The organism is Flavobacterium sp. AJR, from assembly GCF_002156885.1.
Lineage (GTDB): Bacteria > Bacteroidota > Bacteroidia > Flavobacteriales > Flavobacteriaceae > Flavobacterium.
This window is the reverse complement of record NZ_NCWQ01000127.1, coordinates 1-14,954: the sequence shown is the minus strand read 5'-3', so window position 1 is coordinate 14,954 and position 14,954 is coordinate 1. Positions and strand designations below refer to the sequence as shown.

14 protein-coding genes are annotated in these 14,954 nt (G+C 30.5%); 2 read left to right on the top strand and 12 right to left on the bottom strand.

Going from position 1 to position 14,954, the window contains the following annotated elements; all coding sequences use genetic code 11:
* The 10 genes from B8T70_RS22110 to B8T70_RS22065 all read right to left on the bottom strand — a co-directional run.
* The coding region (locus B8T70_RS22110; RefSeq protein ID WP_369827413.1) for an AAA domain-containing protein at nucleotides 1-1,614 on the bottom strand (1,614 nt) is incomplete at its 3' end.
* 228 nt (nucleotides 1,615-1,842) lie between these two features.
* Nucleotides 1,843-2,703 (bottom strand): hypothetical protein, encoded by an 861-nt coding sequence (locus B8T70_RS22105; RefSeq protein WP_123912150.1) that lies wholly within the window; start codon nucleotides 2,701-2,703, stop codon nucleotides 1,843-1,845.
* Nucleotides 2,704-2,939: 236 nt separating this feature from the next.
* Nucleotides 2,940-4,046 (bottom strand): alkene reductase, encoded by a 1,107-nt coding sequence (locus B8T70_RS22100; protein WP_086896252.1) that lies wholly within the window; start codon nucleotides 4,044-4,046, stop codon nucleotides 2,940-2,942.
* A gap of 25 nt (nucleotides 4,047-4,071) precedes the next feature.
* Nucleotides 4,072-4,455 carry a hypothetical protein gene (locus tag B8T70_RS22095; RefSeq protein ID WP_052250152.1) on the bottom strand — a complete coding sequence of 128 codons (384 nt, stop codon included), beginning with the start codon at nucleotides 4,453-4,455 and terminating at the stop codon, nucleotides 4,072-4,074.
* A gap of 14 nt (nucleotides 4,456-4,469) precedes the next feature.
* Nucleotides 4,470-5,483, bottom strand: coding sequence for a zinc-binding alcohol dehydrogenase family protein (locus B8T70_RS22090; protein ID WP_086896251.1), 1,014 nt, complete (start codon nucleotides 5,481-5,483; stop codon nucleotides 4,470-4,472).
* A 20-nt stretch (nucleotides 5,484-5,503) separates the two neighbouring features.
* Nucleotides 5,504-5,884: a hypothetical protein gene (locus B8T70_RS22085; protein WP_086896250.1), complete on the bottom strand. Its 381-nt coding sequence runs from the start codon at nucleotides 5,882-5,884 to the stop codon at nucleotides 5,504-5,506.
* 11 nt (nucleotides 5,885-5,895) lie between these two features.
* Complete coding sequence (locus tag B8T70_RS22080; RefSeq protein ID WP_086896249.1) at nucleotides 5,896-6,846, bottom strand: polysaccharide deacetylase family protein; 951 nt, start codon at nucleotides 6,844-6,846, stop codon at nucleotides 5,896-5,898.
* Between the two features lie 314 nt (nucleotides 6,847-7,160).
* Nucleotides 7,161-7,517 carry a hypothetical protein gene (locus tag B8T70_RS22075; RefSeq protein WP_086896248.1) on the bottom strand — a complete coding sequence of 119 codons (357 nt, stop codon included), beginning with the start codon at nucleotides 7,515-7,517 and terminating at the stop codon, nucleotides 7,161-7,163.
* A 14-nt stretch (nucleotides 7,518-7,531) separates the two neighbouring features.
* Nucleotides 7,532-8,953 (bottom strand): L-dopachrome tautomerase-related protein, encoded by a 1,422-nt coding sequence (locus B8T70_RS22070; RefSeq protein WP_052259487.1) that lies wholly within the window; start codon nucleotides 8,951-8,953, stop codon nucleotides 7,532-7,534.
* Between the two features lie 44 nt (nucleotides 8,954-8,997).
* Nucleotides 8,998-9,777, bottom strand: coding sequence for an acetolactate decarboxylase (locus B8T70_RS22065; protein ID WP_086896247.1), 780 nt, complete (start codon nucleotides 9,775-9,777; stop codon nucleotides 8,998-9,000).
* 116 nt (nucleotides 9,778-9,893) lie between these two features.
* On the opposite strand from B8T70_RS22065, the gene B8T70_RS22060 reads away from it, so the two are divergent.
* Nucleotides 9,894-10,739 (top strand): AraC family transcriptional regulator, encoded by an 846-nt coding sequence (locus tag B8T70_RS22060; RefSeq protein WP_086896246.1) that lies wholly within the window; start codon nucleotides 9,894-9,896, stop codon nucleotides 10,737-10,739.
* A 229-nt stretch (nucleotides 10,740-10,968) separates the two neighbouring features.
* The gene (locus B8T70_RS22055; protein ID WP_086896245.1) at nucleotides 10,969-11,703 is read left to right on the top strand and encodes a tyrosine-protein phosphatase; all 735 of its coding nucleotides are present in this window, start codon (nucleotides 10,969-10,971) and stop codon (nucleotides 11,701-11,703) included.
* Between the two features lie 100 nt (nucleotides 11,704-11,803).
* On the opposite strand, the gene B8T70_RS22050 is transcribed toward B8T70_RS22055, so the two are convergent.
* Together B8T70_RS22050 and B8T70_RS22045 are read right to left on the bottom strand one after the other, a co-directional pair.
* A complete protein-coding gene (locus tag B8T70_RS22050) occupies nucleotides 11,804-14,164 on the bottom strand; it encodes a tyrosine-protein kinase family protein (RefSeq protein ID WP_086896244.1) in 2,361 nt (786 codons plus the stop codon).
* A gap of 7 nt (nucleotides 14,165-14,171) precedes the next feature.
* Nucleotides 14,172-14,936, bottom strand: coding sequence for a polysaccharide biosynthesis/export family protein (locus B8T70_RS22045; RefSeq protein ID WP_086896243.1), 765 nt, complete (start codon nucleotides 14,934-14,936; stop codon nucleotides 14,172-14,174).
* Nucleotides 14,937-14,954: the final 18 nt, after the last annotated feature.

Below are 14,954 nucleotides of genomic sequence, written 5' to 3'. Positions count from 1 at the left end.
ATTTTTAATATTGCTTTCTAATTTTTCTTTTTCACTGTTATACTTATCTATTTCTTTATCAGTTTTTTTTATCTTTTTTTTCAAAACTAATTTATCTCTTTTGGCCTCAATATAATTAAGTAACGAATGATGAAATTTCTCTGTTTTTTTTATAAATGAATCAAACTGCTTGTGAAGTTCTTTTAATTTTATTCTTGTTTTTTCGAATAGATTCTGATTATAGAATGTAGAATCGTTTTCTTCTTTCTTATAAACACTATGTAATAAATCATCTAAACCTACTACTTTTTTAGCTTCATCTGATTTCCAAATAGCATTTTTAAAAATATTGCGATTTTGATTATTTCCTAATGCCGCAGCAAGAATTCCCCAACTATCTCCAGAAATTAGTTTACCAGAACATTCTGAAAAATAGTCAGCTTCTGGAAATATTAGAGAATCAATTTTCGCTTTTGCTGGAAGTTCCTTTGTTATATTTTCAACCGCCGAATTATTATTACTGGCTATTACAATTCCAGAATCATTCTTTAAATCCGATTTTAGATTATACGAATAAAAAGTAAAGCCATTTTCTTTTTCTATTTTATTAAATCCACTTTCAAATATATTTTCACAACCTAATTTAGCAATAACCTTAGCTCTTCTTACAATAACCTCGGAAATAATATCTAATAAAAGTGTAGTTTTTCCAGTTCCAGGAGGTCCGTTTATTCCTTTTATAAATGATCCACTTTCTCCTTCTTTAAATAAATCATTCACAGCACCGAGTTGTGCAGTATATAAATTAAATTTTATGCTTGATGGCCATCTGCCGGCCAACATAAGTTTAGGATTTATAGAGTTGAATAAGTGCTCTTTATTTAGAATAATATCTTTTCTAATAGATTTATCTACTGATAGATTTAGAAATTTTTTTAAGGTTTCGCTATAATCATTTTCATTTAATTGACATAGATAATTTAAATCACTTAAGTAAAAACTGTTTAGAAACCCCGTATCAGGTTTACTATCCTTAGGAACTTCCTGAGTATGGAGATAAATTGTTATATCGTCTTTATTCCATATACCAAATTGTTCTTTTAAATAAGTTAGTTCTTGATTTAAATATGCCCATGTAATAATATCTCCTTTTCTTGAAGGTTGTTCTCTTTCATCATTTTCGCTCGATTTCTGAATTTCAGGAATATTATATCTGGACTCAAAATCTTCTTTCGATTTTTCGAGATTAGTGTGTACAGACGATAAATTTTGTTTTTTGATTAAAGCATTTATTCCAAATGAAAATGAAGCTGTTACATAACTTTTTTCATCAGGTCTTCCTCCTTGATCGAGAATTAACGATGAAAGACAGGTATAACCAGAAATAGTTTCTTCCCAATCTCCTTTTTTAATTTCTCCTTCTAGGAATTGATCAATCTGGTCTACAATCTTCTTTTTTTCTAATTTTCCAAAAATTAAAGTGTGTTGTAAGACATAATTATTTTTTACTGCATTTTTATTTAAAGCCCAAGGGAAAATTTGCTCAGTTTTAATGATAGCAGCATCTTTATTAAAATCCGGAAGATTAAAAATTTCTACATTTCGCCAAAATTCAAGTATATATTTTTGCTTCAAAACTTATTTGTTAGGATTCATATTCAAAATAGCTAATATAGGTGATATTCTTACATAATCAATTGTAGTTTACAAATTGTACTGTTAAAAAGTATCCTATCATGAAGCTTTAATTTCTATTATACTAAGAGTACTTCAATTCCTGTAAAACATTTTTTATTGAGTGCAATTCAATAAAAAAGAGCGCATAAGCGCTCTTTTTTATTATCAACTATTAGTTATCAATTATTAATGTTTTGCTTTAGATCCAAACGGACAACGCTTTATAAGATAATTGATTGTAGCGTGGTAAGCATCGAATCCGGTTCCAAAAGAATTTCTAGATTCCGAGTATAAGTTCGATCCTTTATCGTTATAAATATTCAGATTAATTTTAGTTTCATAATTAATCATTGTTGTAGCATTATTAGAGTTATATGCTGAACCCGATGATTTAGTAGTTTCTTTTCGACCTTCTTTATTTTGGGTTTCTTTATCATTATAACTAGAAACACCACTTCCGTAAGACGAAGTTCCTTTATTAGTTACAGTGGCAATTCCGTATAAAACATTTTCAACCCCTAGTAATACGGCCATTTCCTGTGGAGTTATCGATTTTAAATTAGCATGTGTAATTTTATTCTTAGCCAATATACTATTTGTTGTAATAGGATCTTGCAAGTCTAAACCATAAGTATTGTCTTTAACAGACAAATATCCTTCTGCTTGCAACTGCTCAGCCATCGAATTAACATTAAGCGAAGGATCATTAGATATGAACTCAAAAGGCAATATAGCTATTCTCCCTCTGCGATCTGTAGATGTAGAAACTGGTGAAATTGTTTCGGAACCAGCCGTTTTATTAACTACTTCCGTTCTTCCGCTGGCAAATACGATTACATTTATATCTGGCTTTTTAAATTCATATTCTAGGGATTCTCCCTTAAATATAAACTTAATGGCATTATCTTTAACCGATACAACTTTGCCTTCTCTTTTTTCTCCATTTACCATAATAACAGTATCAACTTTATCCTGAGCAGACATGGTAATTACACTGCAAAAAAGGATTATAAAAAAAGTGATTTTTTTTAAAATAAGAATTTTCATTTTTTCAAAGATTAAATTTTTAAGAATTAAAACCAATCTAAATGCATAAAGCAAAATCTTTAATCAAAACAATAGTCGCGTATACAATTGTTAAAAAAAATGTTATTTGTAGATAAATTGATACTATAAAAATAATTATTTTTTTATTTAAATCCAATATAAACCCATATTAATCGTAGGTAAGCACTAGTTTTATCAATCGATTGCGCAAGTTAAATTTTTCTTAAATTAAGGTTTTACCCCATAAAAGGATAATCTGTGTAACCTCTTCCTGTACCGCCACCAAATAAAGTATGGTTATCTGATATTTCATTTAATGAGGTATCTAATTTGACTCTTTTAGGATAATCGGGATTCGTCAGAAATTTTCTTCCAAAGCCAATTAAATCAACCAAATTGTTTTCTATTAATTTTTCACCTTCTTGAGGGGTTTTATTACCAGTGGCTATAATTGTATTTTTAAATTTAGCTCTAAGTTCTTTCCTGAAATCATTTGAAATTTGTGGAGCATCATCCCAATCGGCTTCACAAAGATGAATGTACGCAATATCTAATTTATTCAACTCCTCCGAAGCTAACATAATAGTTTCCAGAATCTCTGGATCGTTCATATCTTTAAAGCTTATAAAAGGAGAAAGTCTTACACCTGTTTTTTCTTTTCCAATAGCTGATACTACTGCTTTAGAAATTTCAATTAATAATCGAATTCTATTTTCTTTTGAACCTCCATATTTATCGGTTCTTTTATTACTATTACTTCTTAAAAACTGATCGATTAAATAGCCGTTTGCTCCATGAATCTCTACACCATCAAAACCTGCTTCGATAGCATTTTTAGCACCCAGAACAAATTCTTGGATTACGTTATCGATATCAATTTTAGTCATTTCTCTAGGTTTTTCTACAGGAATAAAAGTAGCATCCCCATTTGGAGCGCCATCAAAAATATAAACATTGGTATTTTGTGCCAGTAAAGCCGAAGGAGCAATAGGTTGCAATCCATTTACTTTAGAACTGCTTACCCTGCCTACATGCCATAATTGAAGAAATATTTTACCTCCTTTTTTGTGTACAGCATCTGTTGTTAGTTTCCATCCTTCTATTTGTTCCTGGCTATATATCCCTGGAGTTTTTGCATATCCCATACCCTGCATTGAAATTTGCGTTGCTTCGGTAATTATAATACCTGCCATACTCCTTTGAGCATAATATTCTGCCATTAATGCATTAGGCACATCTCCGGGTTGTGTAGCTCTAGAACGTGTCATAGGAGCCATTAAAAAGCGATTTTGTAATTCGATTCCTTTTAAGTTATATTTCTGAAATAATTCTTGATAATTCATTTTTATGTCAATTTAGAATTGTAATTTATTTTTTGAATTCTACTGTTGAAAAAATCAATGTTGTTTCTCCAGTGTTTTTTAAATTATGAATGAAAAAATTCTCTTCATTAAGCTTATCAAAATAAACTGTATCTCCTTTTTCATAAATTATTTCCTTTACAGAACCATCATTATAGTAAGAAATAGATTTGCCAGATGAGAGTGCTGTCCAGAAATAGCGCAAACAATGTTTATGAAACGGAAGTTCTTTTCCTGCAGGTAAATGAATAGTCCAAACTTTAAATTCTTTATTTTCAAAAACTAATTTTTCACCTACTGTCCTATTGTTTTCAGCATTATTAAGTTCATCGCGTAATTCATTAGTCCACAGTTCCCAGGTTCCTGCAGGATTTATTATTGTAGCTTGCATGTTTATCTTTTAATTTAAAATTCAATAGCAATCTTTCCTATTGTTTTTCCAGATTCCAATAGTTGATGCGCCTTTTTTAAATTATCAGCCGTAAGACCAGTTAATGTTTCATTCAAAGTAGTTTTGAGTATTCCATTATCTAATAAATCAGCTATTTTATTGAGAATATTATGTTGTTCTTGCATATCATTTGTTTGAAACATAGAACGGGTGTACATTAATTCCCATGAAAACGAAGCGCTTTTGTTCTTTAATTTATTCAAGGCAATAGGGTCACTACTTCCGGTAATAGAGGCAATATGTCCTTGAGGTTTAATAAGCTCCACCATAATATCCCAATAAGAATTTGTATCAACAAAATCGAGAATGAAATCAACATTATCGAATCCTAATTCCCTAACAGCAGAAATCAAGTTTTTATGATTAACCACATAATCGGCTCCTTGCTCTTTGCACCAAGCAATAGTTTCCGGACGAGATGCTGTGGCGATAACAGTTAAACCTGCTATTTTTTTAGCCAATTGTATGGCAATAGAACCAACTCCTCCTGCCCCTCCAATTATTAAAACCGTTTTACCTTTATCCTTTTCAGGGTTAATACGAATGCGGTCAAAAAGTATTTCCCAAGCTGTTAAACCTGTTAAAGGGATAACGGTAGCTTCAGCATTCGTAAGAGATTTTGGTTTTCTGCCTACAATGCGCTCATCTATAATTTGATATTCTGCATTGCTACCTTGTTTCGTAATATCTCCTGCATAATATACTTCGTCGCCAACTTTAAATAAGTTTACATTTTCACCAACAGCTTCTACTATACCTACAGCATCCCAGCCGATAATTTTTGGAGTTTCTAAAACTGTATTTACAGCACTATTCTGGCGAATTTTAAAATCTACTGGATTTACAGATACCGCATTGATTTTTACCAATAAATCATTTGCACCTGGTATAGGTTTAGCAGTTTCAAATTCTAAAAAACTATTTTGTTCAGTTATTGGTAGTGATGTTTTAAATCCTATTGCTTTCATAATTTTAATTGTTTTATTTATTATTCATTTCTAAAAACAGCTTCAAGCAAGACTCCTGTCGGAGTATGCAAAAAGATTCTTTTTTCATTAATATCCTTTAATTCCATTGTGCTATAATCTACAGCTAGTGAATCTAATTTTGACTTAAATTTTTCATATCCATTTATAAAAAACGCAGTATGATCTATTGCTTCGGCAGCATAATTACTACTTTGCTCAAATCTTAAATTAGATTGAATGATATGAACTATTGGGTCATTACCTTCGTATAACCAATAACCAGGAATAGATTTTTCGATCACATCGGGCCGTTTCCCTTCTTTTAAATCAAATACAGAAATAAAGAACTTTTTTGTGTTGTCTATATCCCTTGTTCGAATGGTAGTATGATCAATGTGCATGGAAATTATAATTAGTTATTAAACTTTTCTTCGGCATTATCGATAGGCGTTTTAGGATCATTTTGAACCATCTTAGCGATATCATCCTTTCTCATAAATACGACTCCTTTTTTAGTTTTTGTATATTGAATAAAGCTATCCATTGCTTTAACCATCGCTGGAGTTCCGCCTATTCTGTCATGAAAACTAATAGACATCATTCTTCTTTTGGTAGCTCCTTCTTCATAAAGTTGGTCAAATTCCATTTTTAATTGAGCCAAAAATTGATCTGGACTCCAATGTTTGCCTTCTACATTTACAATATCATTATTACGAAGTGTATATGGCATTACGACAAAGTTTTTACCATTTACTTTAGTGATAAAAGGTTCATCACGACTTAAATCATCGATATGATATAAAAAACCAAGTTCTTGCAATACTTTTAGAGTGTTTGGACTTCTGCGTAACCAGTTTGCATTATATCCAACTCCCCTTTTACCAGTAATAGATTCTACAGTATCAATTCCTTTTTTTACAAATGCTAATTCATCAGCATAACTCATATTCCATTGATTACTCCATGACATTCCATGAGCAGCGATTTCATGACCACCATTTGCAATAGCTTTTGCAATTTCGGGATATTTTACAGCAGCTTCACCTACTACATGCGAAGTAACTTTAATATCATATTTCTTCCATAAATCCAGCATTCTGTAAATCCCTTCATTTGCTCCATAGCGAAACCAACTTTCGGCAGGTAAATCTGGTTGTCCTTTGGGTAATGGACTTCCAGAAAACGGACTTTCTGCACCTTCTGGTTGGCCTCCTGTTTCGAATTGCATGGATACTGAAATTACTAATTGAGCTCCATTTGGCCAATTTTTAGTACTGTTTTCTTTTTTTGTCTGTGCATTAAATGATAAAAATAACATGATGAAAATTGAAGTTATTATTGTTTTGAAAAAAGTTGAATTCATTTTTTATAAGTTTAAAATTTTTAACAAAGTTAATATGATTCTACAGCTGTTTTGTTGTAAAATATCATTGAATGTTTGTAAATTTCGATCAACCAGTTAGATTTGTTTTTATAATCTTTATAGAATACAATTTCATATTAAATTTGAAAATTAACAACAAGTAAACAAAATAATAAGTACTTATTATTAAACAACATACGTTTATTTAATAATCTATATAAAAAGAAAAGCACACAATAAAATTATAAAAAATTATTGTGTGCTTTCTTTTACCTAAACTAGTATAAGTATGTTTATATTAATTGGGATTTTTGTTACCCAAATAAAGCAGTTCCGCTACTCATTCTCTCTAATAATCCCATGCAAAGTGAGCATGTAAATAGCGTAATTGCAATTGCCATTAATCCAAAAATCATTAACAAATTTCGAATAGATCCTTTTGCTAAATTTTGTTCATTATCTTTTGAAATGTATTCATAGATATTTTTGAAATTTTTATAGATGATAATTCCCGTAAAACCTATCGCAAAAAATATCACTGCTGCTATAACAGTCAATACATAAAAACGAAATTGATTACTATGAATAAAAACATCACTAAGCGTAATTAAACTTAGTATAAAAAAAGCTACTACAGCCGTATAAACAGAAATCTTGAAGAATGTAAACATAGTATTTAATTAGTCTATTTTTTAAAACGATAAATATAATAAGGTGGTTTGCCCTCATCACCAGCTCCTGTAAATGCAGGCGAACTATCAAGTTGGTTTACTGAAATATACATCCATCCATCTGGACCTTGGTAAACATTATCAGGCCATAATATTCTTTCACTATCTTGTATAATATTGGTTAATTTACCTTTAGCATCTAGTTTGGTAATAGCATGTTCTTGCAAGTTAGTAAAATAATGATTGCCATCTGCATCCGTAATTGCTCCGTCACTAAAAGGTTTGCTTCCAACTCTTTCTATCGAATTACCAATTACAGCATCACTTTTACCATCTCTTAACAGTTTTGCAGACACTTTATACCAAGAAGAACCATTCATAGCTCCAAAAAATATAGTTTCTCGATCATTCGAAAGCGTAATAGGATCAATAGCCACACGAGCCGGTTTACCGCCAAAATGGGTAACCTTACCTTTAATAATCATATCTTTATCTTCTGCTTGCAATGAAGTATGTCCGCTAAATCTACGAACATTTTTAGTTTTTAAATTCAGTACAATAATTCCCGGATTGGCAATATCAGCTAAATAAGCAAAACCATTCTTTTCATCTATTGCTACATCTTGAGTAAAAGTTCCTTTGGGAGCTACAGATGAAGGTAATTCGATTTTTTGAGTTACTTTATTTTTGCTAATATCAAAAGCCCAAAGCCTTGTTTTACCAAGTTCAAGCCCCATATCGATAACCCATAATTGATTGTTTTTATCAAAAATAAGTCCTAGCATTGCATCAAATGTAGCATCAGTAGCTTTTTTACCATTCTTCTGAAAATTTTCAGATGGATAAGGAATTGCTTTACCATTTACAATTTCTACCAATTGTATTTTTTGACTTCCTAGCGGGTGTATAGTTGCAAAAACACGACCTTCTGCCGATACAGCTACATCCCCCGGACGTATATCCATTGCTGCTACAACTTCTAGATTGTTATTAGTTTTATTAGCGTTCCCAAAATAACTTGCAGTACCTTCTATCCAGTCTTTACGAGGAGGAGCAAAAAAGTCAACATCGAGTGTTCCATCTTCAAGACATTCAAATTGATGTGGTATATTCCCTGGAATTATAAGTACTTCTCCAGCCTTAACGATATAATCTTTGCCTTGCATAGTTACTTTTACGCTCCCTTTTGTAATGTAAGATGTTTGTTCATTAGGATGCTGGTGCAAAGGTACTTTTGCTCCTTTATCCATCTTAAATAAAGCTAACATTCCTTGCTCTCCATATACATATTTTCGTTGTAATTTATCTCCCAACTGTTCCCAACCCAAATCATCAAACTTAATATGTTGTATCTCTTTTGTATTTTGTGCTGTCATACTATTCGTAATCAAAGTCATTACAGCGATTGCCAATATTGTTAATTTTAATTTTATCATTTTTATTGTATTTAATTATTTGAAATAGATTTTCCCCTCAATTATTAATAAGAGCTTTTGGCGTTACTTTGCTGCGGCCAGGGTTTATCAAAAGTTTTATTTTGCTTTGGCAAAAGAATCTCATAACCTGATTTTTCGTCTATACTAATTTTTATTTTTACAGAAGATAATTCTCCAGAAACTAAATGTCCCCCATATGTTTTATCATCCGATATAAAGTGAAAATGAAACGGTGATAAATCTATAGCTGCAAAAGATGGTGGATTATAAAAGCCAACCAGAGTTCCCGAAATATTTCCTTTTTTGTATAAAGGCCTTGTTTTCATTAACTCAGCTAAACCTGTAGTATCCCAATCTTCGAGTTTATTTGCGCCACCCACTACAATAGATTCAAAAACACATTCTATTCGTAATGCATACGGCTTATTTGCAGATGGGAGTTTGCTTATGATTTCTTTTTGGAGCATTTCAATATTTTTAATACCACTCACCTCAAATTCTTTGTCTGCTCTAAAAAAAGCAACCGATGCAAATGGAACTTCTCGTTCAACTTCTGCTTTTGTAACACGTCCATCCGAAGCTATACGATAAAAAACACCATCCAGAGCAATCATTTCACCATCGAGATGATTATAAGTACCTAATCCAAAACTTCCTTTAGCAGCAAGTGATTTTATACTAAGATCACCTATGTAAACACCGTTTCGCATTGCGTCCATTACAGAATAATGGAAAATTGGCTTCTCTTCCTGAACTTGCCCATTTACTGCTAAGAAACTAGCAGTAGTAATTAAAGAAGCTATTGTTGTTAATTTTTTTCTCATTGTTTAATTTATTATTCTGTTTACACAGAAAGGATTATAAAAGCAAAGATATTTTTTAACAACTAAGATATATTGTAGATTTTCATTGTATTTTTGTATAAATTAATCATCAGTATATGAAACGTTTTAGTAGCTATCATTCCTTAAATGTATTTAGATTACAGCTCGACGAATGGGAATTTCCAATGCACAAACACAATTTTTATGAATTCATTTTTATAGAGAAAGGAAGTGGTAATCACATTCTAAACGAAACCATGTTCAATTATAAAAAGGGAGATGCTTTTTTATTAAGACCAGAAGATTCCCATTCTTTTGAGATAGAGGAAAATACAAGCTTCATTTTCGTAAAATTTACAGAGCAACTTTTTATAGAAAAACTTGAAGGAGGTAAAACTGCCAAATGGATGGAAATAATTAAAGTTCTTTTACAAAATCCATCTGCTGTAGATGGAACTTTGATAACAGATGAAGAAGATAAAGAACATATTTGCAACTTATTGAAAATACTATTAATTGAATTTTCAAAAAAATGTGCCTACAGTCGTGAAGTTGTATTAGAGCTTTTTGGCGCAGTAATGATGATGGTTGCAAGAAGCCATTCTACTTCTAAACACGGAGATCAATGCCCTAGTAATACAGAACTTGATAAGTTAAATCAAATATTAGGTTATACCCGTCTACATGCGTTAGATGCTGAAAAAATGCGTATTGAAAATATAGCAGAGTTATTTGCCATGTCCCCTAACTATATTAGTATTTATGTAAAAAAACACAGTGGAGTTTCTATTCAGCAACATATTATTCAGACAAAATTAAAAGCTGCTGATCAATTACTTAAAAATGGTCGCCATAATGTAAATGAAATAGCTGCCAAATTAGGATTTACAGATGCAAGTCATTTTAATAAAATATATAAAAAGTATAAAAAAGTAAGTCCTACCGGATTCATGAAACCATGATAGATTTTTACAATCTTAAAAAGTCTAAAAAGTGTTATTTTGTCCTAAATCAGGAGAATTATGTTTTTGACTTATTTAATAAAATAACTAAATAAACTTACCTTTGCGGCACTGCTTTATATTCTAAATGAGAGTCTTACAAATAATTAAAACCTTTTTTTATCTCAAAAGACAATTGCTCAAATAGTGAATATTTTAAAGTTCTATTCAAAAAACACACCTATTCCATATGTTTTCATTATTTAAATCCCGCTATTATTTAAAAGATTTAATACCTAATCATTATATTGATATTCATAACCATCTCTTACCTGGAATTGACGATGGGGCTAAAACAATCGAAGAAACTAAAATGCTTATTTCAGGCATGAAAAAAATCAATATTGCAGGTGCGATAGCTACACCGCACACTTTTGTTAAATATTGGAATAATACTCCCACAAGTATAAAAACTGCATATAATGTTGCTATAGAATCTGAAGAAGAAAAATCTTTTTTAAGAGGATATGCTAGTGAATATATGTTAGATAATACTTTGATCGAACGATTGAGTAAAGAAAATCTTTTATGCTTACAGGACTCATACATTTTAGTAGAACTATCACTTGTAAGCTGCCCACTAGACTTGTATGAAATGCTATTTGAATTAAAATGTAAAGATTATAAAATTATAATAGCACATCCTGAACGTTACTTTTATTTTCATAAGCATATTGATAAATTTGAAAAATTAAAAGCATTTGGTGTTTATTTTCAGCTTAATTTATTGTCATTAACTGGCTACTACGGCAGGGAAGTTCAGAAAACTGCTGAACGTTTAATCGAGAAAGATTTATATGATTTTACAGGTACAGATATCCATAATGAAGAGCAAATGAACCAATTTTCAACTGAATCAATTTACTTCAATAAGAACAAAATTGGTGATTTGATGCAGAAGAATAATATCTTTTACAGGGATTAATTTCACTTTATCATGTTCCAACATATTATAGCTTAAAATAAAAAAGGTCCTCATATAAATGAGGACCTTTTCGGTTAAAGCATATTTAATATAGATTCAACTACTTCTTAAATAAACGCTTAAATAACGTTTTCTTTTCAACATATCTGCCATAACCATAATTATGACCATAATTATACCCACTGGCAATATCATTAATTACATACCCCATATTATTGAGTTTTTTGTCTTCATTAAGTTTACTAGAATAAGAGATTAATTTTTTCTCGGTCATTCCTGAGCGTACAACATACAAGGTTGTATCTGCATATTTAGAAATAATTAATGAATCTGAAACCAATAATGTAGGTGGCGTATCAAAAACTATAATATCATACAGTTCTTTTATTTCATTTACAAAAGTTGTAAATCTTTTACTCGATAATAAAAGTATCGGATTAGGTGGTATATCTCCAGATAACAATACATCAAAAGAAAAATCGTTTGTTTTATTCTTATAGAGTAAATCCTGCCATTCCAATGAACTGTTATGTAAATAATTAGATAATCCTTTATTGTCAAGTTTAGATTGATCTAAATGTTTATGCAATTGTGGGTTTCTTAAATCTGTACCTACAATAAGTATTTTTTTGCCTAATTGAGCAAGAGTATTAGCTAAATTAAATGATACAAAAGTTTTCCCCTCGCCTTTAATAGATGAAGTAACAAAAAAGATTTTTCCTTTTTTAGTATCATCAAATGGAGTAATAAATTCGGTGTTATGAACTAACGTTCTAAACGCTTCTAATACTTCTAAATTAGCTACATTATTTTCATTTTTATTTTCTTGTAATGAAGGTAATTCTCCAAGAATAGGAATATGATTGTTTATTTTTTCGATATCATTAGTGCTATATATCTTATTGTCAAATTTAAAAAGCAGATACAAAGCGCCAAATGGAATAAATAAACCTAACATTAAGGCCATTAAAAAGACAAAACTAGTTTTTGGATAGATAGGAATATTATTTGTTATGGCATAATCAATAATTTTTGTATTAGGTACCGTAACAGCTAGATTAATAGAAGCTTCTTCTCTTTTTTGAAGCAATAATAGATATAAGTTTTCTTTTAGATTTTGCTGACGTTCTATACTACGTAATACTTTTTCTTTCTCGGGTAACGTCGAAAAAGCACCATCTGCAGTTCGCTGAGCTAATACACCTTGATTACGAGTAGTTTCTAATTGTTGCTTGTAGCCTTTTATAGAATTTATAATATTATCTTTTTGATTCTTGAGAGAACTTAACACAACTTGAACTGATGGGTTATTGTTACCAGCACTCGTTTGTAGTTTTTGATATTCTAATATTAATGTATTATATCCTGCAATTAACTGATTTATAGTAGCATTTTGAACTCCAATATCAGCAGGCAAAAGATCAAAACCAGACTGTTTAAATAAATTATCCTGAAGAAGTTTGACCAATAATAATTGAGATTCTACATCAAAGAGTGCTTGTTCCTTGTCAGACTTTATTTTTATACTCACTCCAGCATCTTCTTGAATAAAACTTAAATTGTTACTTGTTTTATAGTCCTTTTTAGATATTTCTATCGCATCTAATTCTTGCTTTAAATACACAAACCTATTATCAACAAAATCAATTGTTCTTCGGGAAACTTGTTGATTATCCTTAATTCCGTCCTCTTCAAATACTTTAATTAAATTATTCAAGATAACTTGAGCGTGTTGTCCATCAGAATTTTTTAAAACTAACGAAATGATATCACTATCTTTTCCCATTGCGGATACCTGTACTGCTTTAGTTAACTCTAATGTTGCTACTCTAATAGGTTTTAAAATTATTTGATACGTATTATCAACAAATGAGTTTATACTTTCATTCGCAGATGGCTGGATTGTAATCGGGAAATTAGGAAGCGGTTTATTAAGCCAATATCCTTTAGTTTTCAATGTCTTTCCTGAATCTGTGTCTAAAATTGTATATCCTGTTTTAGTAATACTTATGTCATACCGTATTATATCTGATAAACTATCTTGTGGTAGCGCATAATTGATAACAAATGGTGGATTAAAATTTATTTTAGAATTTATTTTTCCTTTTGAAATATAAATTACATTCAATTTTAAATTCTGCACTACTTGTTCAGAAAGACGATATGAGTTAAACAAAGCAATTTCGTTTTCTAAGTTAATAGCAGATTTACTAAATACTTTGGACATGTCCAGAGAAAAATTAGTATTTTTTTTATCATCTATAAGCTTAACTTTCGCTTCTGTTGTATATATTACATCTGCATAGCGCAAGTATGTAAATGCGATTATTAATGAAAGTAATATTGAGCCCAAAAACCAAGGCCAATAGCGCAAATATTTTTTAAACGCCTCAGTAATATTTATTGAGCTTTCATTTTCGTCTAAGCCCAAAAAACTATTTTTATTTGTATTTTTATTCATGTCTAAATTATCGTGTTAACAAAATAACAGTGCTTAATACCAATGAAGCAATCGTTAATATGGTAGCTGCATTTCCTATGTAGCCTGATGATTTTACTTTAGAATTATTAGGATTTACTACTAGTACATCGTTCTGTCTAATAGTATAATCTGGATTATTCATCCAATCGGTCGTAGTAAGATCTAGGTGTTTAATAGTACGTATACCTAATGCTTCTCTAATAAGTATAATATCTTTTCTTTTACCATTAATAGTTAAATCTCCTGCATATCCTAGAGCTTGAGGTAAAGTAAGGTATTGCTCTGTAAAAGAATATGTTCCTGGTTTATTTACTTCTCCCAGTACTGTAACTTTAGCATTTAAAAGACGAATGCTTACCGTAGGATTTATCAAATGGCCACCTACCTCTAATACATTCTTTAGCTCTTGTTCCAGCTCAGAAGTACTTTTATTGACTACAGGAATTTCACCTAATACAGGAAAAACAATTGTGCCTTGTGGAGATACTAAGTATCCTTGCAATTTTATTGTCTCAATATTAGACATACTGTTAGAACCTAATTGTTGAATATTATAAGGAATAACTGTTTCTGGAACTTTTGCTCCCACAGTAATACTTAAAATATCGTTTGGTTGTATTAACGAACCTGCATACTCAATACGACTTGATTTGTATTCAGCACTGTCTTGAAAATATAAAATGTCTTTTTTGGAAGCACAGGATTGCAAAAGCAAGAGAATGGATGCCAGTGCGTAAATGTATTTATTCATGATTTTATTTATTTATTT